28 protein-coding genes are annotated in these 24,057 nt (G+C 76.5%); 13 read left to right on the top strand and 15 right to left on the bottom strand.

Annotated features, from left to right (window positions below; all coding sequences use genetic code 11):
• Positions 1-170 precede the first annotated feature (170 nt).
• A complete protein-coding gene (locus NXY84_RS20500; protein ID WP_258724870.1) occupies positions 171-1,436 on the top strand; it encodes a cellulose-binding domain-containing protein in 1,266 nt (421 codons plus the stop codon).
• Positions 1,437-1,604: 168 nt separating this feature from the next.
• Here the strand turns inward: NXY84_RS20500 and NXY84_RS20495 are convergent, their stop codons facing one another.
• A complete protein-coding gene (locus tag NXY84_RS20495; RefSeq protein ID WP_258724869.1) occupies positions 1,605-2,213 on the bottom strand; it encodes a pentapeptide repeat-containing protein in 609 nt (202 codons plus the stop codon).
• Between the two features lie 130 nt (positions 2,214-2,343).
• Complete coding sequence (locus tag NXY84_RS20490; RefSeq protein ID WP_258724868.1) at positions 2,344-3,093, bottom strand: HNH endonuclease family protein; 750 nt, start codon at positions 3,091-3,093, stop codon at positions 2,344-2,346.
• 186 nt (positions 3,094-3,279) lie between these two features.
• On the opposite strand from NXY84_RS20490, the gene NXY84_RS20485 reads away from it, so the two are divergent.
• Positions 3,280-4,281, top strand: a complete 1,002-nt coding sequence (locus NXY84_RS20485; protein WP_396126408.1) for an aldo/keto reductase — start codon at positions 3,280-3,282, stop codon at positions 4,279-4,281.
• Between the two features lie 376 nt (positions 4,282-4,657).
• Here NXY84_RS20485 and NXY84_RS20480 read toward each other — a convergent pair whose 3' ends face one another.
• The 3 genes from NXY84_RS20480 to NXY84_RS20470 form a co-directional block, all read right to left on the bottom strand.
• Positions 4,658-5,467 carry a hypothetical protein gene (locus tag NXY84_RS20480; RefSeq protein ID WP_258724866.1) on the bottom strand — a complete coding sequence of 270 codons (810 nt, stop codon included), beginning with the start codon at positions 5,465-5,467 and terminating at the stop codon, positions 4,658-4,660.
• Between the two features lie 239 nt (positions 5,468-5,706).
• Positions 5,707-6,255, bottom strand: coding sequence for an RNA polymerase sigma factor (locus NXY84_RS20475; protein ID WP_258724865.1), 549 nt, complete (start codon positions 6,253-6,255; stop codon positions 5,707-5,709).
• 120 nt (positions 6,256-6,375) lie between these two features.
• The gene (locus NXY84_RS20470) at positions 6,376-7,566 is read right to left on the bottom strand and encodes a hypothetical protein (RefSeq protein ID WP_258727304.1); all 1,191 of its coding nucleotides are present in this window, start codon (positions 7,564-7,566) and stop codon (positions 6,376-6,378) included.
• 223 nt (positions 7,567-7,789) lie between these two features.
• On the opposite strand from NXY84_RS20470, the gene NXY84_RS20465 reads away from it, so the two are divergent.
• The gene (locus NXY84_RS20465; protein WP_258724864.1) at positions 7,790-8,236 is read left to right on the top strand and encodes a hypothetical protein; all 447 of its coding nucleotides are present in this window, start codon (positions 7,790-7,792) and stop codon (positions 8,234-8,236) included.
• Between the two features lie 35 nt (positions 8,237-8,271).
• Here NXY84_RS20465 and NXY84_RS20460 read toward each other — a convergent pair whose 3' ends face one another.
• The 4 genes from NXY84_RS20460 to NXY84_RS20445 form a co-directional block, all read right to left on the bottom strand.
• Positions 8,272-9,042 carry a response regulator transcription factor gene (locus NXY84_RS20460; RefSeq protein WP_258724863.1) on the bottom strand — a complete coding sequence of 257 codons (771 nt, stop codon included), beginning with the start codon at positions 9,040-9,042 and terminating at the stop codon, positions 8,272-8,274.
• Positions 9,039-10,349 carry a sensor histidine kinase gene (locus NXY84_RS20455; protein ID WP_258724862.1) on the bottom strand — a complete coding sequence of 437 codons (1,311 nt, stop codon included), beginning with the start codon at positions 10,347-10,349 and terminating at the stop codon, positions 9,039-9,041. The genes NXY84_RS20460 and NXY84_RS20455 overlap by 4 nt, the downstream gene beginning before the upstream one ends.
• A gap of 79 nt (positions 10,350-10,428) precedes the next feature.
• Positions 10,429-11,490, bottom strand: a complete 1,062-nt coding sequence (locus NXY84_RS20450; protein WP_258724861.1) for a hypothetical protein — start codon at positions 11,488-11,490, stop codon at positions 10,429-10,431.
• A gap of 206 nt (positions 11,491-11,696) precedes the next feature.
• Entirely contained in the window at positions 11,697-12,296 is a 600-nt protein-coding gene (locus NXY84_RS20445) for a hypothetical protein (RefSeq protein ID WP_258724860.1), read from the bottom strand.
• A gap of 122 nt (positions 12,297-12,418) precedes the next feature.
• Here NXY84_RS20445 and NXY84_RS20440 point away from each other — a divergent pair, with 122 nt between their 5' ends.
• Entirely contained in the window at positions 12,419-12,874 is a 456-nt protein-coding gene (locus NXY84_RS20440) for a DUF2809 domain-containing protein (protein ID WP_258724859.1), read from the top strand.
• On the opposite strand, the gene NXY84_RS20435 is transcribed toward NXY84_RS20440, so the two are convergent.
• Both NXY84_RS20435 and NXY84_RS20430 read right to left on the bottom strand, forming a co-directional pair.
• Positions 12,808-14,922, bottom strand: a complete 2,115-nt coding sequence (locus tag NXY84_RS20435) for an elongation factor G (protein WP_258724858.1) — start codon at positions 14,920-14,922, stop codon at positions 12,808-12,810. The two genes, NXY84_RS20440 and NXY84_RS20435, sit on opposite strands and share 67 nt — an antisense overlap.
• 123 nt (positions 14,923-15,045) lie before the next feature.
• Positions 15,046-15,279, bottom strand: a complete 234-nt coding sequence (locus NXY84_RS20430; RefSeq protein ID WP_258724857.1) for a hypothetical protein — start codon at positions 15,277-15,279, stop codon at positions 15,046-15,048.
• A 250-nt stretch (positions 15,280-15,529) separates the two neighbouring features.
• Between NXY84_RS20430 and NXY84_RS20425 the strand changes: the two genes are divergently transcribed.
• Together NXY84_RS20425 and NXY84_RS20420 are read left to right on the top strand one after the other, a co-directional pair.
• On the top strand, positions 15,530-16,162 hold the full coding sequence (locus NXY84_RS20425) for a hypothetical protein (protein ID WP_258724856.1): 633 nt from the start codon (positions 15,530-15,532) through the stop codon (positions 16,160-16,162).
• Positions 16,163-16,179: 17 nt separating this feature from the next.
• The gene (locus NXY84_RS20420; protein WP_258724855.1) at positions 16,180-16,827 is read left to right on the top strand and encodes a hypothetical protein; all 648 of its coding nucleotides are present in this window, start codon (positions 16,180-16,182) and stop codon (positions 16,825-16,827) included.
• Positions 16,828-16,842: 15 nt separating this feature from the next.
• On the opposite strand, the gene NXY84_RS20415 is transcribed toward NXY84_RS20420, so the two are convergent.
• Positions 16,843-17,232, bottom strand: coding sequence for a nucleotide pyrophosphohydrolase (locus NXY84_RS20415; protein ID WP_258724854.1), 390 nt, complete (start codon positions 17,230-17,232; stop codon positions 16,843-16,845).
• 43 nt (positions 17,233-17,275) lie between these two features.
• On the bottom strand, positions 17,276-17,782 hold the full coding sequence (locus NXY84_RS20410) for a pyridoxamine 5'-phosphate oxidase family protein (protein WP_258724853.1): 507 nt from the start codon (positions 17,780-17,782) through the stop codon (positions 17,276-17,278).
• Positions 17,783-18,051: 269 nt separating this feature from the next.
• Between NXY84_RS20410 and NXY84_RS20405 the strand changes: the two genes are divergently transcribed.
• Entirely contained in the window at positions 18,052-18,918 is an 867-nt protein-coding gene (locus NXY84_RS20405) for an SDR family oxidoreductase (RefSeq protein ID WP_258724852.1), read from the top strand.
• 74 nt (positions 18,919-18,992) lie between these two features.
• Here the strand turns inward: NXY84_RS20405 and NXY84_RS20400 are convergent, their stop codons facing one another.
• Complete coding sequence (locus tag NXY84_RS20400) at positions 18,993-19,154, bottom strand: hypothetical protein (protein ID WP_258724851.1); 162 nt, start codon at positions 19,152-19,154, stop codon at positions 18,993-18,995.
• A gap of 94 nt (positions 19,155-19,248) precedes the next feature.
• Here NXY84_RS20400 and NXY84_RS20395 point away from each other — a divergent pair, with 94 nt between their 5' ends.
• The 6 genes from NXY84_RS20395 to NXY84_RS20370 all read left to right on the top strand — a co-directional run bounded on the left by NXY84_RS20395 (position 19,249) and on the right by NXY84_RS20370 (position 23,247).
• On the top strand, positions 19,249-19,665 hold the full coding sequence (locus NXY84_RS20395) for a VOC family protein (RefSeq protein WP_258724850.1): 417 nt from the start codon (positions 19,249-19,251) through the stop codon (positions 19,663-19,665).
• Positions 19,666-19,712: 47 nt separating this feature from the next.
• Positions 19,713-20,813: a Gfo/Idh/MocA family protein gene (locus tag NXY84_RS20390; RefSeq protein WP_258724849.1), complete on the top strand. Its 1,101-nt coding sequence runs from the start codon at positions 19,713-19,715 to the stop codon at positions 20,811-20,813.
• A gap of 110 nt (positions 20,814-20,923) precedes the next feature.
• On the top strand, positions 20,924-21,922 hold the full coding sequence (locus NXY84_RS20385; protein WP_258724848.1) for a TIGR03557 family F420-dependent LLM class oxidoreductase: 999 nt from the start codon (positions 20,924-20,926) through the stop codon (positions 21,920-21,922).
• A gap of 3 nt (positions 21,923-21,925) precedes the next feature.
• Positions 21,926-22,297 carry a hypothetical protein gene (locus NXY84_RS20380; RefSeq protein WP_258724847.1) on the top strand — a complete coding sequence of 124 codons (372 nt, stop codon included), beginning with the start codon at positions 21,926-21,928 and terminating at the stop codon, positions 22,295-22,297.
• Positions 22,298-22,584: 287 nt separating this feature from the next.
• Positions 22,585-22,758, top strand: coding sequence for a DUF1272 domain-containing protein (locus NXY84_RS20375; protein ID WP_258724846.1), 174 nt, complete (start codon positions 22,585-22,587; stop codon positions 22,756-22,758).
• Between the two features lie 93 nt (positions 22,759-22,851).
• The gene (locus NXY84_RS20370; RefSeq protein ID WP_258724845.1) at positions 22,852-23,247 is read left to right on the top strand and encodes a hypothetical protein; all 396 of its coding nucleotides are present in this window, start codon (positions 22,852-22,854) and stop codon (positions 23,245-23,247) included.
• A 20-nt stretch (positions 23,248-23,267) separates the two neighbouring features.
• On the opposite strand, the gene NXY84_RS20365 is transcribed toward NXY84_RS20370, so the two are convergent.
• On the bottom strand, positions 23,268-24,044 hold the full coding sequence (locus NXY84_RS20365) for an isocitrate lyase/PEP mutase family protein (protein WP_258724844.1): 777 nt from the start codon (positions 24,042-24,044) through the stop codon (positions 23,268-23,270).
• Between the last annotated feature and the right edge of the window lie 13 nt (positions 24,045-24,057).

Genomic DNA, 24,057 nt, shown 5'->3' with positions numbered 1-24,057 from the left:
CGCACACGCATCCCCACGACGCCGTGGTGCGCGTGCCCGCCCGCCACCCCGGGCTCCCGTGACCGCAGGTCACGACCCTGCCCGCCCGACCACGGCCCGACGTGCGCCCCGGCGACGTCATCGCGCTCAGCAGGGGGCGCGTCGATGGCCGCCCGAGAGGACGTCACCGCATGAGGACCACGCTCCGCCACCGCACGTCCCGGCTCGTCGCCGGCCTGGCCACGCTCGCGGTCGGGGCCGTCACGGCGGCCGGGCTCGCCGTCTCCGCGCAGGCGGCCGCCGCGTGCACCGTGACGTACCAGCCGAGCTCGTGGCCGGGGGGCTTCACGACGAGCGTCCGCGTCACGCCGGGCGACGCCGTGAGCGGCTGGCGCGTCACCTGGACGTGGCCGGGTGACCAGAAGGTCTCGGGCGCGTGGAACGCGAGCGTGACGCAGAGCGGGTCGAGCGTCACGGCGACCAACGCCTCGTGGAACGGCAACCTCGCCGCGGGGTCGTCCGCGGAGTTCGGGCTGCAGGGCACGTTCGGGTCGAGCAACGCCTCGCCGACGGACTTCGCAGTCAACGGCGTCGCGTGCAACGGCCAGACGCCGAGCCCGACGCCCACGCCCACGCCGACGGTCCCGACGACGCCGAGCCCGACGCCGACGGTCGTCCCCACCCCCACGGTCGAGCCCACCCCGACCGCCACCCCGACCCTGCCCCCGACGCCCACGCCGACCCCGACGCCGACGACCGGCCCGAACCCGCAGTGCGGCTCCTCGTCGTTCTGTGACGGCTTCGAGACCCAGACGGGCACCGCGCCGTCGGGCGCCTGGACGGTCGGCTCGCCGAACTGCTCGGGCACCGGCACGGTGAGCGTCGACACCGCCGTCGCGCACTCCGGCTCCCGGTCGCTGCGCGTCGACGGTGTCGCCGGCTACTGCAATCACGTGTTCGCCCAGGCCGCCGGCGCGCTCAGCGGCACCGGGTCCACCGCCTTCGTGCGCTTCTACGTCCGGCACACGACCCCGCTGCCCGCGGCGCACACGACGTTCCTCGCGATGCGGGACAGCGCCGACGGCGGCAAGGACCTGCGCATGGGCGGCCAGAACGGCGCGCTGCAGTGGAACCGCGAGTCCGACGACGCGACGCTCCCCGAGCAGAGCCCGACGGGCGTCTCGCTGAGCGCGCCGCTGCCGACGAACACCTGGTCGTGCGTCGAGTACTCGGTCGGTCGTGACGGGCGGCTCTCGACGTGGCTCGACGGCACGCTCGTGACCGGCCTCGTCAACGACGGCACCCCGACGCGCGACGTCGACGGCCAGTGGGGCTCGCGTGCCGGGTGGGCGCCCGTGCTCACCGACCTGCGGCTCGGCTGGGAGAGCTACGGCGACGGCAGCGACACCCTCTGGTACGACGACGTCGCGGTCTCCTCGAGCCGCATCGGCTGCTGACCCACACCCCCGCACGAGCAGGACGGCCCCCGGCGGAGACGGCCCGCCGGGGGCCGTCCGTCCGCCCAGCGGGGCGGAGGGCGACGGCGTCGGCCGGGCTGGTGCACGACGACCACGGCGGCGTGCGGCGGGCGTGACCGTCGCACCTCGGTCAGGTGCTCGCGGGCGTCAGTCGACGGTGATCTTGAGGTGCCGCGCGAGCGCACCGGCGAGCTCGAGGAGCTGTGCCGAGCTGATCGTCGCGCCCGCGAGCCCGGCGACCCCGTCGAGCCCCGCGAGCTCGGCTCCCCGCAGGTCGACGTCCTTGAGCTGCGCGCGCGTGACGTCGAGGCGCCCCACGCGGCAGCGGTCCAGCACGAGACCGTGCACGCGCGCACCCGCGAGGTCGAGGTCGCCGAGCACGCAGTCCTCGAGCCGCACCTGCTCGAGGCGTGCGTCGCGCAGGTTGAGGTAGTCGACCTTGCCGCCGCGGATCGTCACACGCGTGAGCTGCCCGCCGTACGCCTGGACGGCGCCGAGCCGGCAGTCGGCGAGCTCGACGTCGCGCCACGTCGCGTCGGGGGCGTCGAGCGTCCCGGCCCGCACGGTGGTGAGCGTCGTGTCGAGGATCTCGGCGTCCTCGAGGCGCACCCCGTCGAGGTCGCACCCGGTGAGCGCGCAGTCCATGAACCGCGCGCCCTCGGCGTCGTCGCCGCTGAGGTCGAGGCCGTCGAACGACAGCGCCTCGTAGTCCCCGTCGCGCTCGAGGCGGCCGTCGAACGTCTCCAGGTGCGGCATGCGGTCAGGGTGCCACATGGCGCCGACGTCCCACGCTCGTGCGTGGCGGCGCCTGATCCGGACGTCCGGTCCGCCGTGCCCCGCCGCCCTCGCACGGCTCGGCACAGGGTCCGTCGGTGCGGCCGTGCCGTCAGCTCGCGGGCGTGAGCGTCGCCCCCGCCGCGGGGGCGACGCGGCAGCGGTCGAGCTGGCGGTCCATCGCGTCGTGCTCCGCGGCCGTGACCCACAGCCCGTAGGCGGCCTTCACGCGGATCTGGCGCAGCACGTACACGCAGCGGTAGCCCGAGCGCGGCGGCAGCCACGTCGCGGCGTCGCCGGCGCCCTTCTTCTGGTTCAGCGGGCCGTCGACCGCGAGCAGGTTCGCGGGGTCGTTCGCGAAGGCCTCGCGGACCTCGGGCGTCCACTGCTGGGCGCCCTTCTGCCACGCGTCGTTGAGCGCGACGACGTGGTCGATCTGCACCTCGGAGCTGCGCGGTCCGCGCTCGAACTCGATGACCTCGCCGCCGTAGGGGTCGGCGAGGGTCCCGCTGAGCACGACGCAGTCGCGCGTCCCCGGCTTGAACGTCAGGTCGGTCAGGTCCCGGCGGAGGATGTCGTTGCGGGTGTCGCAGCCGTTGCGGTCGACGTCGGCCCAGGCCTGCCCGAACTCGTCGCGGTCGTAGCCGGTCCTGGGTGCGCGGCCCTTGACGGCGAGGGTGTCGAGCGCCGCCCGGCCGGCGGCCAGGTCCTCGGCGGTGACGGGGTAGCGCGCAGCGTCGGCGGCGTCGGTCCAGGCGGGCAGCCCCACGCCGAACGCCACCGCGGCGACGAGGACGAGCACCCAGACGGTGCGGGGGACGCGGCGGCGCTGCGCGGGCACGATCGTGCGGGTCGGGGGCACGGGCGCAAGATGCCACATATCGCCCACACCGGGCGCGCGGGTGCCGCAGACACGCCGGAGGTGCGCGCGTCGCGCTCCTGGGGGTGCTCGGCTGCGCGGTCCGCTCGCGGCGGACGGCGCCCGGTGCCTCGACCCCGAGGTCGGTTGAGGCCCACCGCGCGGAGGCGCATGCTCGGACGCATGACGATCAGCACGCGCACCCTCGGCTCGGCCGCGCACGGCACCGCCCTCACCGTCGGCTCGCTGGGCCTCGGTTGCATGGGGATGTCCGAGTACTACAGCGCGACCAACCCCACGACCGACGAGGAGTCGATCGCGACGATCCGCCGCGCGCTCGACCTCGGCGTGACGCTGATCGACACCGCCGACATGTACGGCCCGTTCACCAACGAGCGGCTCGTCGGCCGGGCGATCGCGGGCCGCCGCGACGAGGTCGTCGTCGCGACGAAGTTCGGCAACGAGCGCGACGAGTCCGGCGCACGCCTCGGCATCAACGGCCGCCCCGAGTACGTCCGCCGGTGCGCCGACGCGAGCCTCCAGCGCCTCGGCGTCGACCACCTCGACCTCTGGTACCAGCACCGCGTCGACAAGACGGTCCCGATCGAGGACACCGTGGGCGCGATGGCCGAGCTCGTCGCCGCGGGCAAGGTGCGCCACCTCGGGCTCTCGGAGGCCGCCGTCCCGACGATCCGCCGCGCGCACGCCGTGCACCCGATCACCGCGCTGCAGACCGAGTACTCGCTGTGGTCGCGCGACGTCGAGGCCGAGATCCTGCCGACGCTGCGCGAGCTCGGCATCGGGCTCGTGCCCTACTCGCCGCTCGGGCGCGGGTTCCTCACCGGCTCGATCCGCTCGACCGCCGACCTCGCCGAGGGCGACTACCGCCGCACGACGCCGCGCTTCGCCGACGACGCCCTCGCGCAGAACCTGCGGCTCGTCGAGGTCGTGCGGGCGGTCGCGGAGCGCGTCGGCGTCACGCCCGGGCAGCTCGCGCTCGCGTGGGTCCTCGCGCAGGGCGACGACGTCGTGCCGATCCCGGGGACCCGGCGCGTGCGCTACCTCGAGGAGAACGCCGGCGCCGACGCGGTGCACCTGTCGCCCGACGACCTCGCGGAGCTCGACGCCGCGCTCCCGCCCGGCGCGGCGGTGGGCGACCGGTACGCCGACATGGGTCCGCTCGAGGCCTGAGCCGCGCTGTTACCACGACGTGAGGCTGGACAGCACCGGCCCGCCGATCCCTCGCGTCGCCACCACGGCGCCGACGTCGGGCGGAGCCGGACCACGGGCGTGGCGCCGTTCTCCGCCCGGGCACGGTGACGCCCCACGACCGAAGGGATCGCGGGGCGTCGTCCGACCAGCCGGGGGTGTCAGCGAGCGGACCCGGCCGGGCGTCGTGCGGAGCGGTGCCGGGGACGCGGTCCCGTGGGTCTGCTGGTCACCGTCGCACCTCGCTCCTGGTCGTCAGGGGTGCGCAGCGACGCCCCCGTCACTCCTGCCATCGCCGCCCGTGCGTCCAGGGGTACGGGTACGCGAGCAGAATTTTCTCCGGGGCCCAGGGCGCAGGTCAGGGGGTGGTGCGCGCCGGGCCCGTGCCCGACGCCGCGTCGTTCGCCGGCGCGCTGCCCGAGGCTCCCGGGCCCGCGCCGGGCGTCCCCTGCCCGCGACCCGCCCCGGGGGCGCCGCCCGGGCCGGCGGCGTCGCCCACGCCGGGCACGGCGACATCCGCTGCCGGTGCGTGCGCGGGCGGACCGGGATCCCGCGCGGGTGGGACAGCGACCGGTGGGGTGCCGTTGCCGGGCACCGTCCTGGAGGGGAGGTCGTGACCGTTGCCGGGCACCGTCCCGGAGGGCCGGCCGAGGCCGTTGCCCGGGCTGCTCCCCGAGGGCACACCGGGCCTCTCGCCCGGCACGCTCCCCGCCGGGACGCCCTTGCCGTTGCCGTTGCCGCTGCCTGGGACGGTTCCGGACGGCACGCCGGTGCCCGGGACCGACGGCAGCGTCACGCGCGGTCCGGGCGACGCCGCGGCCGGGTCGGCCGCGAGGCCGCGCTGTCCGGGGACCGAGGCCCCGGCAGGCGAACCGTCCGCCGGGGCCGTCCCCGGCGTCGCCGCCAGCGCGTCGGGCAGGCCGGGGACGACCGCCCCGGGCGCGACGGGTCCCCCGAGAGGCGTGCCGGCCGGCCGCGAGCCGTGCGGCGTGAGCTCGACGGTGCCGAGCGTGAGCGCGTCGACGAGCTCGACGACGACGGCGCTCGCAGGGTCCTGGAGCGGGTCGGGCACGGCCTCGACGGTCGCGACGGCACCCACCGACGCGAACGCGACGCCGGTGCCGAGCGCGAGCTTGCCGGTGACCCCGAGTGCCGCCGCCCTCGCCACGACCCGTCGTGCCCGTACGCGCAGGGGGAACCGCGACGCAGTCGGCACCGCGGCGGGCACAGGGGGGCGGCCCGTCCGCAGGAGCGTGGCGAGGGCGGTGGTCGGTGCCGGCGCCGGGGCGTCGGCCGTCGCACGGAGCGTGGCGATCCACGCGTGGAGCGCCGGTTCGGTGTCACCCGTCCCGGACAGCACCGCGTCGTCCGCGCACGCCCTCACACGAGCGTCATCGTCGGAGGGCCTCACAGGGGTACGCCCTCCGCCTCGACGAGTCGGCGGAGCGCCGCGAGCGCACGCCGCTGGAGGGCCTTGACCGCCCCGGGCGGCTTGCCGACGACCTCGGCCACCTGCTCGACGGTGAGGTCGGCGACGACGCGCAGCAGCATCACGTCGCGCTGGTCGGGCGTGAGCTCGGCGAGCAGCTCGTGCACGCGCGCGGAGCCCAGGTCCACGAGCGCCTCGTCCTCCGCGGACGGCGCCGTGCGGGGGTCGTCCTCGGCGTCGTACCCGGCCGTGCCGGGGGTGCGCGACGCGCGGCGCCAGTGGTCGACGACGCGGCGGTGCGCGATCGTGAAGACCCAGGACCGGAAGTCGGCCTGGCCGCCCGAGAAGCGCTCGAGCCCGGTGAACACCGCGAGGAAGACCTCGCTCGTCAGGTCCTCGACGTCCGGGACCCCCTTGCCGCGCAGGTACGCGGCGACCGGGCGCACGAGATCGGCGTAGAGCGCCTGGAACGCCTCGGGCGACCCGCGGCGGGCCGAGGCCAGCACGGGGTCGAAGTCGGCGAGCACCGGTCCAGCATGCCCGGCACGGCGGTCGACGGCGGCGTGCGGGGCGAATTCACCCGACCGGCCCACGCGTGCCGGCCCGGCCGCGCGGGGTGGTCCGCGCGGCCGGGCCGGGCTCGTCGGTCAGCCGAGCCCGCACGTGCGGCAGGCGGGGCGGCGACGCAGGTGGTAGGCGTACGTCGCGGCGCCGAGGGCCGGTCCCCACAGCGGCCACAGCAGCATCGGGGCCAGGGCACCCCAGCTCTCGGCGGCCTCCGCGCGGAGCTGGTCCGGGCCGATGGCGAGCAGCGTGATGCTGGCCGGCACGACCGCCACGGCGACGAGCGTCGCGGGCACGACGGCGAGCATGACGGGCACCCGACGGCCCGCGAGCCCGACCATCCAGCGCGGGAACACCTCGCCCCAGCGCTGGAACAGGCCGAGCGTGAGCACGGAGCCGACGAGCGCGAACGCCGCGAGCCCGAACGCCGCGGGGAGCATGCCGTCGGCCACCATCGCGTCGTAGTCGTCGGGCTGCATCCCGAACGGGTAGCCCGCGACCCACGCGAGCCGCGTCGCGGCGTACAGCGCGGGGATCACCGCGGCGACGAGCGCCCAGCGCCGGCCCCACACCGCGGCGCGGGCCGGGGTCCGCCACGCGGGCTCCGGGTGGTCGACGGCCCGCCCGCACACCGCGCACGCGCCGCGGGCACGGCGGCGGAACAGCACCGTGGCCCACGCCAGCAGGACCGCACCACCGAGCGCGAGGTACTGCACGAGGACCCCCGGGGCGACGTAGCCGGCGAACGCCTCCCGGTACTTCTCGTCGAAGGGCGCCCGCACCACGAGCAGCGGCAGGTAGCCGAGCCGCGCGAGGATCGAGGCGTCCGTGAGCGTGACCGCACCCGCGACGGTCACGGCCGCGGCGACGGTCGCGGCCCTGCGCGCCGGGGCGGGGACGGCCGACCGGCGGGCGCGCGCCATCCCGACGGCGAGCGTCGCGCCGACGAGCGCGAGGAGGACGACGAGCAGGCTGAGCGTCGAGCCGGGCACGTCGTGCAGCAGGGTGCCGACGGCGTCGGGCGACGCGTCGCCGACGGGCAGCGTGCCGCCGAGCAGCGTGACCGTGAGCGCGACCAGCTCGGAGACGCTCCACCACGCGGCGGTGAGCACGGGCACGACGCGGACGTGCCGTGGTGGGCGGCTCGGGGGCGGGACGGCGGTGGTCACGGCGGCGGTGCGCCGGGTGGCGGTCACCGCCGCCCCGGTGGTCGGGTCGGCCGTGGGCCGGGCCGTGGTGGCGGGTTCGGGGCGGTGCGTCTCGTGGAGGTCCATGGCTCCACCCTCCTCAGCGGCGACGTCGCGGTGATCCCCCGCGGAGGCGGTCGAGCTCCCCCGTGCGGGGGAGCGGTGCGGTGAGCCCTGCGGGCCGCGCACCGGAGCCCCGTGGGCACCCCGCCCCCCGTCGACCGCCCTGGCCCGACGGCCGGGCACGCGGCATGATCGCGACAGCGGGCGCGGCGCTGCGTCCGTCGGCGGACGAGCCGGAGGGGGGCGGATGGCGGAGGTCCTGGCCCGCGCGCCGGCCCGGCGCGGGCTGCTCCTGGCGCTGCTGGCGATCAACGTGGTGCAGCTCGCGCTCGCGGTGGTGAGGGCTGTCCGCGACGACGACCCGACCGCCACGCTCCTCGCGGTCCTCCTGGCCGTGCTCGTCGGTGGGCTCGCCGTCGGCGTGCTGCTGGCCGCCCGGCCCGCGGAGCTCGTGCTGACCGAGGACGCGCTCGTGCTGAGGCGACGCCTGCGGCCGCTGACCGTCGCACGGGCGAGCGTCCGGGCGGTGCGTGGGGACGTCCGTGGGCGCCCGACGTGGTCCCACGCCGTCGTCCTGCAGCTCGAGGACCGGACGCTGCGGCTCCCCGCCCTGGAGCCGGGCGCCGGCGTGCTGGTGCCGCGGTTGCAGAGCTGGGCGGGCGTGGGGGAGGACCCGGACGAGCGCGTGACGTGACCGCTCGCGGCCGCCGTCCGGCCGCCGTCGAGGTGCTACCCCGTGGGCCGCACGAAGCCCGACTCGTAGGCCGCGATGACCGCCTGGGTCCGGTCACGGGCGCCCGTCTTCGCGAGCACGCTCCCGACGTGGGTCTTGACCGTCTCGACGCCGAGGAAGAGCCGCCCGGCGATCTCGGCGTTGGACAGGCCGGTGGTCATGAGGCGCAGCACCTCGGCCTCGCGCTCGGTGAGCCCCGCGCCGCGCAGCTCGTCGCCCGCCGGGGCGCGCACGGACGCGAGCCGGCGCACCGCCGCGGGGAACAGCACGCGGTCCCCGCGCACGACGACGCGGACCGCCTCGACGATCTCCTCGGGCGGGGTCCGCTTGAGCACGAAGCCGCTGGCACCGGCCCGCAGCGCGTCGAGCACGTGGTCGTCGTTCTCGAACGTCGTCACGACGATGACCCGCGGGGCACCCGGGCGGTCGACGAGCGCACGGGTCGCCGCGATGCCGTCCACGGCGGGCATCCGCACGTCCATGAGCACGACGTCGGGGTGCGTGCGGGCGACGACGCCCGGGACGTCGACGCCGTCGCCCGCCTCGCCGACGACCGTCATGTCGGGCTCCGCGTCGACGATCACGCGGAGCCCGGCGCGCACGAGCGGCTCGTCGTCCACCACGACGACGCGCAGCACCGCACCGGCACCGCCTCCGCCCGCCCGGCTGTCACCCGCCGGGCCGTCGCCCGGCGCGCCCGCGCCCGCGCCGACCGCGGCCTCACCCATCCCGCCGCCTCGCCTCCCGCCCGCGCCCTGCCCGGTCACGAACGCTCCCGCGGCAGCGTCGCGTGCACGGTCCACGTGCCCGCGCGCTCGCCGACGTCGAGCCCCCCGCGCAGCACCCGGACCCGCTCCGCCATCCCGACGAGCCCTTGCCCCGACCCCACCAGCCCGTGCCCCGCCGCGTCGCCCGCCCGGGTCCCGCCCGTGCTCCCGACCGGCGCCCCGACCGCCACAGGGTTCGTGACCCGCACCTCGACGTCCGTCGCGCCGACCCGGACGTGCACCACGACGGCCCGCCCGGCGGCGTGCCGCAGCGCGTTCGTCAGCGACTCCTGCACGATCCGGAACGCCTCGCGCGACGTCGCCCCGCCGACCCGGCCGACGTCGCCGTCGAGGTGCAGCACGACGTCGGCGCCGGCAGCGCGCGTCTCGGCGACGAGCCGGTCGAGCGCACCGAGGTCGGGCACGGGTGCCCGGGAGGTCCCGCCGTCGGCCGGCTCGCGCAGCAGCCCGAGCACGTGGTCGAGGTCGGCCATCGCGGCGCGCCCGGCCTGCTCGATCGCGCTCAGCGAGCGGCGCGCAGCCTCGGGGTCGTGATCGAGGGTCCGCGCCGCGGCGGCGGCCTGCAGCGTCGTGACGGTGAGCGCGTGCCCGACGCTGTCGTGCAGCTCGCGGGCCAGGCGGTTGCGCTCCGCGAGCCGGGTCGCGGCGCGCTCGAGCTCGGCGACGCGCTCGTCGGCGGACGGACCGAGGAGCGCGGGCGCGAGCAGCCGGAGCCCCCACGCGCACACCGCGACGAGGTGGGCGAGCACCACCGGCAGGACGAGGGCGAGCGCGACCCACAGCACGCGGTCGAGCGGGCCGCCCGGCGTGGGGAACGGGTCGAGCCGCGGGAGACCGGCGGCGCCGGTCAGGCCGTCGACGCCGAGCGCCGCGAGCACGAGCTGCGCGGTCACGGGCACCCCGGTCACCACGGCCAGGAGGACGACCCCGCCCGCCACGAGGTGCACGCCGTACCAGAGGGCGCCGCGCCAGCGCGTCGCCGGGTCCGGCTCCCCGACGGGCACGGGGACGTCGACGCCGAGGAACGTGCGCGTGGCGTGCACCTCGAGCGTGCGGACGGGCGCGAGGAACGGCGGTGCCGACGCGATGACGCCCGTGACCACGGCGAGCACGACGCCGATCGCCGTCGGTGTCCCGGGCGTCCGCAGCATCTGCACGAAGCCGACGACGAGCGTGAGGTACGCGGTCGCGACGACGCCGCCGATGACCAGGAAGACGCCCGAGCGGACCGTCTCGCCGCTGGTCAGCGGGTGGACGAGCCGGCTCGTCCCTGCGCGCAGCCCCATGCGGACGAGTCTGGCAGCGCGTACCCGCCGCGCGCCTCCCTCGCGGGAGGTAGCGCGGCGCGCCCCGTCCGGCCGGCGGTCAGCTCGTGGCGACGGGCCCGGCGCCCCCGGGGAGCGGCGGGGGGACGGTGCCGTCGAGCGACCCCGGGAGCAGCGTCTCGGGGACGACCCAGGACGCGACGAAGTCCCCGACGGCCGAGCCGGCGGTCGCGAGCGACGCCGGGTCGACGCCCAGCACCACGACCACCGCGGCGAGCAGCGCGAGCGCGACGAGGTCGGCGCGGCGCACGGCCCGGCGCAGGCCCTGGCGGGTCGGTGCGGTGACGGCCTCGGTGCGTGCGGCGACCCGCGCGCGCGAGCCGCGCGTGCCGGGGCGCACGGGGCCGGCGGCGGGGTCGGGCCGGTCGAGCGCGGCGGTCGTGAGCAGGTCGGGGCCGACGCGTCCGCCGAGCTCGCGCGACAGGCGACGGCCGAGGTCGGCGACGTCGTACGGGCTGAGGCGGACGGGCAGCCCCGCGAGGTGGGCGCCGAGGCGCTCCCGGCCGACGACCAGCAGCCCGGCCGAGGTGCGGACGGGTCCGGCGGCGCCGGGCGGGCAGAGGACGGCCGTCACCGCGCTGCGGTGCGCCGGGCCGACGAGCGCGGTCACCGCCGCGACGGCGTCGACCAGCGCGTGCAGCTCGCGGTCGTGGACCCGGCCGCCCTGGTGGGGCAGCCCCGCGGTGACGCTGAGGTCGGCGGACCACCGGGACCCGTCGACCACGACGACCCCGCCCGGCCCGATCACGACCTCGTCGAGCAGCACGCCGGGGCGTCCGGGCCAGTGCAGGTCGTGCAGCGAGGTCCAGCCGTGCGCGCGCAGCCCGTCGACGGTCCGCTCCGCCCGCGCGTCGAGGCGGGGCACCCGGGGGCGGGCGCGTCCGGGCGCGGGCATGCGGTCGACGCCGCGGACGCGGCCACTCGCACGGGAGCCCTCCACGCCGTCGGCCCGGTCTGCCCGCGCGAGGGCGTCGGCGAGCGCGTCGTCGACCGCCCGGCTCGTGGCGTCGCCGGCGCGTGCGACGCCGTGGTCCCGCCGCCGGCGGTCGAACCGCCGCGCCAGCCGGCCCGTCCGCTCCTGCGCGTCGTGCCCTGCGTCCATGCCGCTCACCGGACCCTGCCTGCCCTCACGTGCCTCCGCGCGGCGTCGCCGCCCGCCCGGGGGTCGTTGCTGTCGACGGCGGCCGTGCGGCGCGACGTCGGGCCCGTTCGGGGCCCACCGTGCTCATCGGCGCGGCGGCGGGGCTGTTGACGCACGGGGTGGGCCGTCGGCGGCTGCGGCGGGGTGAATCGCGGGCGCGGGCGGGGTCAGCGCGACTGAAGCACGTCGAGCGCGACGGCCATCGCGGCGGCGACCCGGCCGTCGAGCCGACCGCCGGGGACGGTGATGGTGTACCGGTCACGCAGCGACGGGCGACGCTCCGACGTCATCACCAGGTGCCCGTTCGGGTCGGCGAAGTCGAAGTGGAAGACGAACGGCACCGGGACGTCCCCGATGACCGGGATGAGCTCCCACACGCGGCGCAGGACCGCGATGTTCGCGCTGCGCTCCTGGCCGACGGCCGTGACGCCGCGAGACTCGAGGTGCCACGTCGAGCGCAGCAGCGACTTGCCGAAGTCCTTGCGGAACGAGCCGATCGACATGCCGTGCGCGTCGGTCACGTCGTAGGTCGCGCCGAGGTCCATGCGCTGGCGGGCCTTGAACCCGAACACCGGCGTCGTGCGCGACTCGTCGGTGTAGAAGGTGACCTGCTCCTTGAACGCCATGCGCTTCTGCTGCGCGACGGCGAGGACCGGGCCCGGCTCGTCGTCCGGCCCGAGCGCCCGCACCACGTAGCGGTTCACCATCATGGTGATCTTCTGCTCGACGGCGAACCGCTCGATTCCGGTCAGGTCCTGTGCGCTCACGATGCTCCTCGGGGACGGGCTGAGGGCAGCAGCCTGCCACGTGCCGTGCGCGTCCACGTGGGACTCGTGGAGGTTCCGTGGATCCGCCCCGGCGGGCGTGCGCTGGTCGCCATGCTGGCCGGGTGAGCCGCCGACCCGCCCTGGCCGTCGCCGCGCTCGCGACCGTCGCGACCGGGCTCGCGGTGCGGTCCGCGGCGGCTGCGGTGGACGCGGGGAGCGGGGTCGCGTCCGCCGTCGCGGAGCCGGTCGGCGACGCGCTCTACGCGGTGCTCGTGTACGCGCTGGTCGGGGTCGTCGCGGTCCGGGCACGCCCGTGGGTGCTCGCGGTGGCTGCGTGGGGGCTCGCCTCGGCCGTCGAGCTCGCGCAGCTCACGGGGCTGCCGGCCGCGGTCGTCGCGCTCTGGGAGCCGGCCCGCTGGGTGCTCGGCACGACGTTCCACGCGCCGGACCTCGCCGCGTACGCGGTCGGCGCCGCGCTCGCCGCGCTGCTCGACACGGCGGTGAGGCGCCGTCAGCGCGTCCGCGAGACGTGGGCGAGCGAGCCGCCGCCCCCGGCCGCGAGGCGGTCGACGAGGTGAGCGGGGACGACGTCGTCGTGGTCGTGCTCCGCGACGAACTGCCCGCGCCCGCCGGTGAGCGAGCGCAGCTCGAGCACGTAGCGCGCGAGCTCGGCCTCGGGGACCAGGGCCCGGATCTCGTGGCGGCCGTCGTCGAGCGCGGTCGTCGCGACGATGCGCCCGCGCCGCGCCGAGAGGTCCCCGAGCACGTCGCCCTGGGACGCCCCCGGGACGGTCACGGTGACGGCCGAGACGGGCTCGAGCACGACCGAGCCGGCGGTCGCGAGCGCCTCGCGCAGGCCGTGGCCCGCGGCGGCGCGGAACGCCATGTCCGACGAGTCGACCGAGTGGTACTTGCCGTCGGTGACCTCGACGCGCAGGTCGACGACGGGGTAGCCGTGCGGGCCGCCCGCGGCCATGGCCTCGGTCAGCCCGCGCTCGACCGCGGGGAGGTACCCGCGCGGGATCGCGCCGCCGACGACCGAGTCGACGAACGTGAACCCCGACCCGCGGGGCGCGGGCGAGACGGTGAGCTGCACGACCGCGAACTGCCCGTGCCCGCCCGACTGCTTCTTGACCTTGCCCTCGACCCGGACCTCGCGCGCGATCGTCTCCCGGTAGCCGACGCGCACGTCCTCGGCCTCGACGTGCACGCCGAACTTGCGGGCGAGCCGCTCGAGCGCGACGGCGAGGTGCGTGTCGCCGATGCCGCGCAGGACGGTCTGCCCGTGCCCGCCGCCCGCGCCGCCGGTCCGGTCGACGCGCAGCGTCGGGTCCTCGGCGACGAGCCGGGTGAGCGCGCCGGACAGCTTGTCGTCGTCGGCCTGCGTGACCGGGCGCAGCGCGAGCGCGAACGGCGCGGGACGCTCGGGCGGCCCGGGGACGCGCACGGGCGTGGTCCGCGAGCCGAGCGCCGTCCCGGTCGGGGACGCCGAGAGCTTCGCGACCGCGACGACGTCGCCCGCGACGACCTCGGTCACCGGGACGTGCTCCTTGCCGCGCAGCGTGAACAGCCCGTGCAGCCGCTCGTCGGCACCCGTCGTGGTGTTCACGAGGTGGTCCTCCGCGCGCAGGGTTCCCGAGAGCACCTTGAGCAGGGACACCTGCCCGACGAACGGGTCGGCGAGCGTCCGGAACACGAACGCGAGGGGGTCGCCGGCCGGTTCGGCGTCGACCGCGACCTCGGTGCCGCCGACGAGCACGGTGCGCGGGCGGTCCGCGGGCGACGGACCGAGCGTGCACAGGTAGTCGGCGAGGCGGTCGACCGCGACGCCCGTGACCCCCGAGCCCACGAGCACGGGGACCTCGAGCCCGTCGCGGACCTCGTGCGCGAGCGTGCGGCCCAGCTCCTCGCCGGTCGGCACCTCCCCGGCGAGGTAGCGCTCGAGCTGCTCGTCGTCGCCGCTGACGATCTCCTCGGCGACCTCGTCGTGCAGGCGGTGCTCCTCGGCGGCGACGTCGTCGGGCACCGGGCACGCGTGGCGGCTCCCGTCGGGGTCGTACGCGAGGCCCTCGTCGGACAGCACGTCCGCGACGCCGTGGAACGCGTCCTCCTCGCCGAGCGGGAGCTCGAGCGGCACGATCCCGGCGCCGAACGTGTCCCGGAGCTGGTCCAGCACGCGGTGGAAGTCGGCGCGCGGGCGGTCCTCCTTGGTGACGAAGACCAGGCGCGGGAGCCCCGCCGCGACGCAGCGCTGCCACGCGTGCTCGGTGCCGACCTCGACGCCGTCGACCGCGCTGACCACGATCACCGCGAGGTCCGCGACCTGCACGCCCGCGTCGACCGCGCCCACGAAGTCGGCGTAGCCGGGGGTGTCGAGCAGGTTGACCTTGTAGGTCTGCCCGTCGGGCGCGGTCCACGCGAACGGCGCGACCGCGAGGGACAGCGAGATGCCCCGCCTGACCTCCTCGGGCTCGTGGTCGCACACCGTCGACCCGTCCTCGACGCGGCCCGGGCGGGGGATCGCCCCGGCCCGGTGCAGCAGCGCCTCGACGAGCGTCGTCTTCCCTGCGCCGCTGTGGCCGAGCAGCACCACGTTGCGGATCCTCGGCGTCGTTGCCGTGCCCATGCGAGCTCCCCGTGTCGGAGGTGGACCTGCGACCAGGCTAGCCACCGACGCAAGACACCCCCGGGACGTGGGTCCCGGGGGTGCCTCGGAGCTGTACGGGGTGTCGGGCGGTGCCGGGCGGCGTCAGACGCGCGAGCGGACGTCCTGCCAGGCCCACTCCTCGACCGCACGGCGCTGCGTCGGGATCGTGAAGAAGCCCTCGATGGTGTTGGGCACCTCGATCTCGGGCTCGTCGGTCCAGAAGACCCACCCGCGGGGCGCGCGCGGCCAGCCCGGGTCCGGGATCCAGCCCTTGGGCGGCGTCCAGCCCTCGGGTGCCGGCGGCCAGGTCGGCGGGCGGTGGTAGCGACGGTTCACGTGAGTGCCTTCCCCCTGCGGTCCAGGACGCGTCGGTGTCCTGCGGGGTCCTTATCGGGCGCCGGGTGAGGGACCTGAAGGATTCGGGAGGACGTGTTTTCACGGTAATGGGCGGGTCATGTGGTGGTCTGGGACGCAGGACCCAGAGCGAGGGCCTCGACGTGCCGTATCACCCGGTGGACGCCCTGTATCTGCAGGTGGGGACGCCGCTCCACGTGGGTGTCCGAGGCGAGGGGGAGGGGGAGCCGTGGTGCTCGAGCAGGTGGAGACGGTCGACGTGGCCGCGTGGTGGGAGGCGCAGCTCGACGCGCCGCACGGGGTGCGCCGGCGCGCGGGCGGGACGCTCGGGCCGCGGGGCTGGACGGCCGCTGCCGCGACGGCCCTCGCGCCGTACACGACGTCCGTGCACGTGCCCTACGCGTACCACGACTACCGCCCGTACGGCTCGTCCCGCACGGTCCACGAGGTCAACGGCGACGACGGGTTCGTGCGGTTCGCGGGCCTCGGCGCCGACGTCGCGGCGCACCTGCTGACGCTGCTCGACGAGCCGCAGCTCGCGGTCCGGCAGGGCGACGGCCCGACGCTCGGGGCGCTGCTGCGTGCCGCTGTCGCGCACCCCGGGGTCGTCGAGGTCTACGGGCACGTCGTCGGGCCGCGCGCCGCGGGCGAGCGCGTCGTCGCCGAGGGTGCGTTCCTCTACGCGCTGCCGGAGCTCCAGGTGCCCGAGTGGCCGCACGACGGGCCGTGCGAGTGCACGGTCCTGTGGGCCGCGGCGCGCGAGCGGTACGGGGTCGACGACGCGCTCGGGATGCCGCAGGAGCTCCAGCGGCGCGCCACCCTGTGGCGGTCCGGCGAGCTCTGCTGGCGGCTCGGCTGGGAGTGAGCGGGCAGGATGGCGACGTGACGTCCTCCCGCCGCCGCCTGCGACCGTTCGGCGCCGTCCTCGTCGCGGCCCTGGTGGTCGGGGTCGTCGGGGTGGCCCTGGCCTCCGGGGGTGACCTCCTCGACCGTCGCCCGGAGTACACGCCGCTCCACACGGCCGACGAGCTGCGTGCGCGGCCCGACCTCGCCGAGGTGCTGCCCGGCCAGGTCGACGCGACCCGGGCCGTGCTCGCGGCCGTGGCGGCGACGGCCGACGTGACGTGGGAGCCCGCGGACGCCGACGTGTTCGTGAGCGAGCGCGACGGCACCGAGGACCAGGTGGTCGACGGCCTGCCCGTGCTGCGCTGGACGCCGGAGCACTGGAACTCCGCGCAGCCGGCGGCGCTCGACGACGCCCGGGTCGAGGCGCTCGGCGAGGCCGTCCGCGGGGCCCTCGAACCCCGCGGGTACACGGTGTCGACGGAGGGGGCGACGTCGGCGCTGCACGACCGGCCGCTCTTCTTCCGGGCGAGCGACGGCCACGACGGCTCGGTGCAGGTGCTCGCCCTGGACGACGGGACGCTGCGGGTCATCGCGCTCTCGAGCGCCCACGTCCACCGGGGCGCCGGCGGGTGCGAGCCCCTGGAGTGCCGGCCGCCCGTCGAGGACCCGGCCGCCGGTCCCTGACCCGTCCCCGAGCGGTCAGGACTTCTCGGGGATCCGCCCGCGCCACTCGTCGGCCACGAACCGCCGGTGGGAGCCCGCGAGCTTGTCGCGCGCCGCGGGCCCGAGGTCGACGCCCAGCACGTCCGCGAGCCGCAGCAGGTAGACGAGCACGTCCGAGAGCTCCTCGCCGATGCGCTGCCGCCGCGCCGGGTCCGTGAACCGCTCGACCGCACCGTCGGCCGGGACCCACTGCAGCAGCTCGGCGAGCTCGCCGACCTCCCCGACGAGGGCCAGGGCGAGGGACTTCGGGTCCTGGAACGGCGCCCACTCGCGCTCGTCGACGAACTCGCGGACGAGGCGGGTCAGCTCGGCGATCTCGCGCTCGGGCTGCTCGGGCGCGGGCGTGGGCGTGGGCTGCTGGGTCACGACGTCAGCCTGGCACGCGCGCGGGACGGCGGGACCGGCGCGCTCAGCCGTCGTCACCCGCCGCCTCCCGGCGCTCCCGCACCAGGTCCTCGACGGCCTGGGGGAGCGTCGTCTCGAAGTCGAGGAGCTTCGCCCAGTCGGGCACGACGGTGAGCAGCACCATCTCGTCGTAGAGGGCCCGGACCTGCTCCTCCCACGCGGGGAAGTCCTCGACGGGCACGACCTTGCGCGACGCCTCGACGTAGGCGTCCGGCACGCCCTCGACGCGCTCGACGCGGACCGCGCCGCGGATCAGCAGGACCCGGGGCGGCCACGCGGACTCGGTGTCGATCGTGAGGGCGACCCGCGGGTTCTGCCGCAGCGCGCGGACCTTCGCCGAGCGCGGGAGGGTCGCCATGACGACGTGCTCACCGCTCCACCAGAAGCCGATGGGGATCGCGCGCGGCGCTCCGTCGACGCCGACGTAGGCGAGCCGGGCGGGGATCGCGGATCCCAGCAGCTCACGCGACAGCGGCTTCGCGAGGACCTCGATGACGTCGGTGCGGTCCATGTCCGATCCTTCCGTGCGGGGCGCCCGTCTGGGGGCTCGTCCGGTGGACGGAGCCGGGCAGCCGTTCTCGACATCGTGCGTCCGCGTCCGCGCCCGGGGCGGGTTGCGAGGCGGCGTCCGCGCCGGGCGCCTCGCGCGGCGCGCCGCTCTGTGCGATCCGCGCAACAAGAAAGTTGAAGGTTCATCTGCATTCTGGGAAGCAGCGCGCGGCCCGCGCCGTTGTGCCGGTGCCGCGTCCGCGGCCTCGCGCACCACCCGGAGGAGCACCCATGTCCGTCGTCGTCACCGGAGCAACCGGCCACCTCGGCCGTCTCGTCGTCACCGAGCTCCTCGCCCGCGGCGTCCCCGCGGCCGACGTCGTGGCGACCGGGCGACGCGTCGAGGCGCTCGCGGACCTCGCGGCGCAGGGCGTGCGGGTCGTCGCGTCCGACTACGCCGACGTGGACTCGCTGCGCGTCGCGTTCGAGGGCGCCGACACGGTCCTCCTCGTCTCCGGGAACGAGGTCGGGCAGCGCGTCACGCAGCACGGCAACGCGATCGAGGCCGCGAAGGCCGCCGGCGTCGGCCGCCTCGTGTACACGAGCGCACCCCGCGCCACCACGAGCGACCTGGTGCTCGCGCCCGAGCACAAGGCCACCGAGGAGCTCCTCGCGGCGTCCGGCCTGGCGACCACGATCCTGCGCAACAACTGGTACACGGAGAACTACGTGCCCACGGTCGAGCAGGCACGGGCCACGGGCGAGGTCGTCGGGAGCGCCGGGGAGGGCCGGGTCGCGAGCGCCACGCGCGCCGACTTCGCCGCCGCGGCCGCGGCCGTCCTCACGACCCCGGGCCACGAGGGCAAGGTCTACGAGCTCGGCGGCGACACCGCCTGGACGCACCACGAGCTCGCCGCCGCGCTCGGCGAGGTCCTCGGGCGCGAGGTCGTCTACCGGCCCGTGACCCCGGAGGAGCACCTCGCGGTGCTCACGACCGCGGGCCTCGACGAGGGCACCGCCGGCTTCGTCGTCGCGCTCGACGGCAACATCCGCGAGGGCGCGCTCGCCGACGTCACCGGTGAGCTGTCCCGGCTGACCGGGCGGCCGACGACGTCGCTCGTCGACGGCCTGCGCGCGGCGGTCGAGCCGACGCGCTGAGCGGAGCCGCCGAGGGGCCGCACCGAGCGGGCGTGCGGGCGCACGGGGCCGTCCCGCCCGGCGACGGCCTCGGGTCAAGGCGTCGCGGGCGCCTTCTCGGCGCGGCCGCCGTCCTTCGCCGCCGGGGAGCCGGTCGACGTCCGCGCGGGCGGGACGGGTACCTCGGCCGCGGCGGCCTTGCGCTGCGCGTTGCGCGCGTGCGCCCGCTCCGCCACCTCGGGGTCGATGTCCGACACGCATGCGCACCCCCGCCCGACAGGGCGGAGCGCCCGCTGCCCGGGTGCACGAGGGTCCGCCCGCCGCCACGATGGGCCCCAGGAGGTGTGACGCATGAGCGTGGCCGAGAGCAGGCCGAGGGTCCGTCAGGTCGTCCTCGACACCACCGACGTCCGCGGGCTCGCGGAGTTCTACCGCGAGCTGCTGGGCCTGGCGTACCGGCCGGGCGACGAACCACCGCCCCCGGAGGAGCCGGACACCGCCGACTGGCTGGTGCTGCGGGGCGAGGAGGGCGTCGCGCTCGCGTTCCAGCAGGTCGACGAGCTGCCCGAGGCCACCTGGCCCGAGGGTCCGCGGCCGCAGCAGCTGCACCTCGACATGACGGTCGAGACGCCCGAGGAGCTCGACGCGCAGCACGAGCGCGTCCTGGTGCTCGGCGGTCGGCTGCTGCTCGACCGCCGGGACGACCCCGACGAGCCGCTGCGCGTGTACGCCGACCCGGCCGGGCACCCGTTCTGCATCTTCGTCTGACCGCGACCCGTCGAGCCCGGCGCGGTCCCGCGGGCTAGCGTCGGCGCATGGGTGCGCAGGTGGTCCCGTTCCGGTTCGGCGTCGTCGGCAGCGGCTGGCGGGCCGCGTTCTTCGCGCGCATCGCGCGGCAGGTCCCCGAGCGGTTCGCCGTCGCGGGGGTCGTGACCAGGACCGCCGAGCGGGGCGCCGAGGTCGAGCGGGCCTGGGGTGTGCCGACGGTCCGCACGGTCGCCGAGCTCGTGCGCGGGGACGCGGGAGGGCGACCGGACCTCGTCGTCGTCAGCACGCCGTGGGACGTCACGCCGGGCGTGATCCGGGAGCTCGTCGCCGCGGGCGTGCCGGTGCTCACCGAGACGCCGCCCGCCCCCGACGCCGACGCGCTCGACGCCCTGTGGCGCGACGTCGGGGCGTCGGGCCTCGTGCAGGTCGCCGAGCACAGCCCGTTCCTGCCGATGCACGTCGCCCGTGCGGCGCTCGCCCGGCGCGCGCTGCTCGGGGAGGTCACGTCGGTGCAGGTCTCCTCGACGCACCGGCACCACGCGGCGGGGCTCGTCCGGCACCTGCTCGGCACCGGGCTCGCGGACGTGACGGTCCGCGCCCAGGCGTTCACCGCGCCGCTGCTCGACCCGATGAACCGCGCCGGCTGGACGGACGCGACGGAGCCCCGCGAGGCCCGCACCGTGCTCGCGACGCTCGACTTCGGGGAGCACGGCAGCGCGCTCTACGACTTCACCGACAACCAGTGGCACAACCCGCTGCGCGCGAACCGGATCGTGCTGCGCGGCTCGGCGGGCGAGCTCGTCGACGACCGGCTCGTGCGCTGGACGGACGCGCGCACGGTCGTCGAGTCGCGGCTCGTGCGCCGGCAGTACGGGGTCGAGCAGGACATGGACGGCTTCGACCTCGACCACGTGAGCCTCGACGGCGAGGTGCTCTACCGGAACCCGTTCGTGGGGGCACGCCTGGCCGACGACGACCTCGCCGTCGCCGGGCTGATCGCCGGCTCGGCGGACTGGGTGCGCGGCGACGGCCCGGCGCCGTACCCGCTCGCGCAGGGCAGCCACGACCACCGCATCGGGCTCGCGATCGAGGAGTCGGCGCTGACCGGCGAGCCGGTGCGGGTCGTGGCGCCGGTGTGGGCGGCCTGACGCGCCGACCGGGAGGCGCAGGCGACCGGGAGGCGGCGCGTCGCGGCTGCGGACCCGGTGAGCCGCAGCACCGGATGCGACCCTCCGGGGCCGGTGCCACCGTGGGACGCATGACGCGATTCGGGTACACCCTCATGACCGAGCAGTCCGGCCCCAAGGAGCTCGTGCGCTACGCCGTCGCGGCGGAGCGGCTCGGTTTCGACTTCGAGGTGTCGAGCGACCACTACTTCCCGTGGCTCGACGAGCAGGGCCACGCGCCGTACGCGTGGACCCTGCTCGGGGCCGTCGCGCAGGCGACCGAGACGGTCGACCTCATGACCTACGTGACGTGCCCGACCGTCCGGTACCACCCCGCGGTCGTCGCGCAGAAGGCCGCGACCCTCGCGGTGCTCTCCGACGAGCGGTTCACGCTCGGGCTCGGCGCCGGCGAGAACCTCAACGAGCACGTCGCAGGGCAGCGCTGGCCCGCCGTCGGTGAGCGCCACGACATGCTCGAGGAGGCCGTCGAGATCATCCGCGAGCTGCTCGCGGGCGAGCGCCTGACGTACGAGGGCGACCACTTCCGCGTCGACTCGGCGAAGATCTGGGACCTGCCCGAGCGGCCCGTCGAGATCGGCATCGCGGTCTCCGGTGCCCAGTCGATCTCGCGGTTCGCGCCGCTCGCGGACCACCTCATCGCGACCGAGCCCGACACCGAGGCGTTCGACGCGTGGGACCAGGCGCACGGCCCGGTCGAGCCCGGTGAGCCGAAGCCGCGCAAGATCGGGCAGATCCCGATCAGCTGGGACACCGACGAGGAGGCCGCCGTCACGCGCGCGCACCAGCAGTTCCGCTGGTTCGCAGGTGGCTGGAAGGTCAACGCGGACCTCCCGACGACCGAGGCGTTCGACGCGGCGAGCCAGTTCGCCCGGCCCGAGGACGTCGCCGAGCAGATCCCCTGCGGCCCGGACCTCGACAAGATCGTCGAGGCCGTCTCCGCGTACTGGGAGGCCGGCTTCACCGACATCGCGCTCGTGCAGGTCGGCGACGAGAAGCAGCAGGAGTTCCTCGACACCGCCGCCGGGCCGCTGCTCGACCGCCTGCGCTCCGCGGCTCCGTCGGAGGGCTGAGCCGTGGCGGTGACCGCGTTCGGGGACCTGCCGCTCGCCGACCGCGACCGCGAGTGGGACGGCGCGGCGGCCGAGAAGCGCGTGCGCGCGTGGGCGAAGGCCGACGACGAGCCGAACGAGCGGTACCGCGACGCGCACGTCTGGTACGACGCCGACGCGAAGGAGAACTTCGGGTCGTACAAGCTGCTCGTCGCGGACGTCGTCGGCGGGAAGCTCGTGGCGGTCCCGCGCGGGGTGTTCGCCGCGGCGGCCGTGATGCAGGGATCGCGCGGCGGCGTCGACCTGCCGGCCAAGGACGTCGACCGCGTCAAGAGCCACCTCGCGAAGTACTACGCGAAGCTCGACGAGACGGCGCCCTGGGACCGCGACGACTGAGCGACGGCCGGGCCCGGCACACCGCCGGGCCCGGCCGCGGCCGGTCCGCCGGCGGAACGCTGACCATCGCCGCGCACCGGCGCTGGGCGCGGACGGACACCTCAGCGGCCGTCCAGGACCCGCAGCACCGCCTCGAACCACGCCGCGCGGGGCCCCGGACAGCCGCTCGCCCGGCGGAGGGTCGACGTTCCGTGGCGGTGCTGCTGCTGGTCGGGGCCGTGCGCCGCGACCAGGCTGGGGCGTCGCGGTGCGCTGGGTGCCGCGCGGGCGGGAGGTGGGACGCGGCCATGGAGATGCGACCGGCGTGCGAGCGCTGCGGGGCGGGGCTGCCGGCCGGCTCGCGCGACGCGATGGTCTGCAGCCACGAGTGCACGTTCTGCCGCGGGTGCACGGAGCAGCTCGGGGGCTCGTGCCCGAACTGCGGCGGCGAGCTCGTCCGGCGCCCGACGCGCACCGGCTGACGTCCCAGCGCGGGTGCCGGGCGCCGGTCACGACCGCCGTCGCGCAGCGCGCCTCCCTTACCCTCGGCGGGACCGAGCCGGAGGGAGGCCGTCGTGACCCTCGATCCTGGTGCGCGCCCCGGGCGGTACGGCGTGTGCGACGTGCACTACCCCGACGCCGGCGGGGCGGTCGCCGCGCTGGTCGTGGCCGCCGACGTGCAGCTCGGTGTGCCGGTCGTCGGGGTCGCCAAGACCCGGTTCCACGCCGCTTCCCACGCGGTCGAGGTGCGGCGCGGGTCCGCGACCCGGCCGTTGTACGTGACCGCTGCGGGGATGCCGGCCGCGCATGCCGCCGCGCTCGTCTCGGCGATGGCGGGCCCGCACCGGATACCGAGGGCGCTGCGCCGGGTGGACGCGATCGCGCGCCGTCCCGAGCTCGCCGACGTCGCCGAGGTCGACGCCGGGCTCGGGTACGAGCAACCGGGCGCCTCCCTCCGCACGGTCCTCTGAGGCGTCCCGCGCGGGGGCCGTCAGTTGAGCTTGCGTGTCCCCGCGGGCAGCGCGCCGCCGCCGTGCACCGCGCTCGTGAGGTCCGCGAGCGCGGTCAGTGCGACGTTCTGGCTCCACGGCCCGTACGAGACGCGCGCGACGCCGAGGCGCTGCAGCACGTCCAGGGGCAGCGACCCGGGGACGGCGATGACGTTGACCTTCCGCTCGCCGAGCTCCTCGACGAGCCGGGTCACGGTCGGCTCGTCGAGCAGGCCGGGCACGAACACGGTCGACGCGCCGGCGTCGAGGTAGGCCCGCCCACGCTCGACGGCCGCAGCCAGCACCGCCTCGCGGTCCTGGTCGCCCGCGCGCAGGAACGCGTCGGTGCGCGCGTTGAGCACGAACGGCACGCCGGCCCGCTCGCCCGCGGCGACGGCGGCCTCGACCGCGCGGACCGCGTCGGGCAGCGGCTTCATCTGGTCCTCGAGGTTCGCGCCGACGACGCCGACGTCGATCGCCCGCGCCACGGTGCCGCGCGGGTCGCCGTAGCCGGCCTCGAGGTCGGCGGTGACGGGCAGGTCCACGGCCGCCGCGACGCGGCCGACCGCCTCGATCATCAGGTCGCGCGGGATCCGCTCGCCGTCCTCGTACCCGTACGCGGCGGCGATCGAGTGGCTCGCGGTGGCGAGCGCCCGAGTGCCGGGGACGTCGGCGACGACGCGTGCCGTGATGACGTCCCAGACGTTGACGAGGACGAGCAGCTCGGGGTCGGTGTGCAGACGCTGGAGCTCGCGGGCCTTCTCGGTGGTGGAGGTCATCCCGTCAACGTAG

The organism is Cellulomonas sp. NS3 (genome assembly GCF_024757985.1).
GTDB lineage: Bacteria > Actinomycetota > Actinomycetes > Actinomycetales > Cellulomonadaceae > Cellulomonas_A.
The sequence above is the reverse complement of the archived record's forward strand: the minus strand, read 5'-3'. Positions and strand labels throughout refer to the sequence as shown.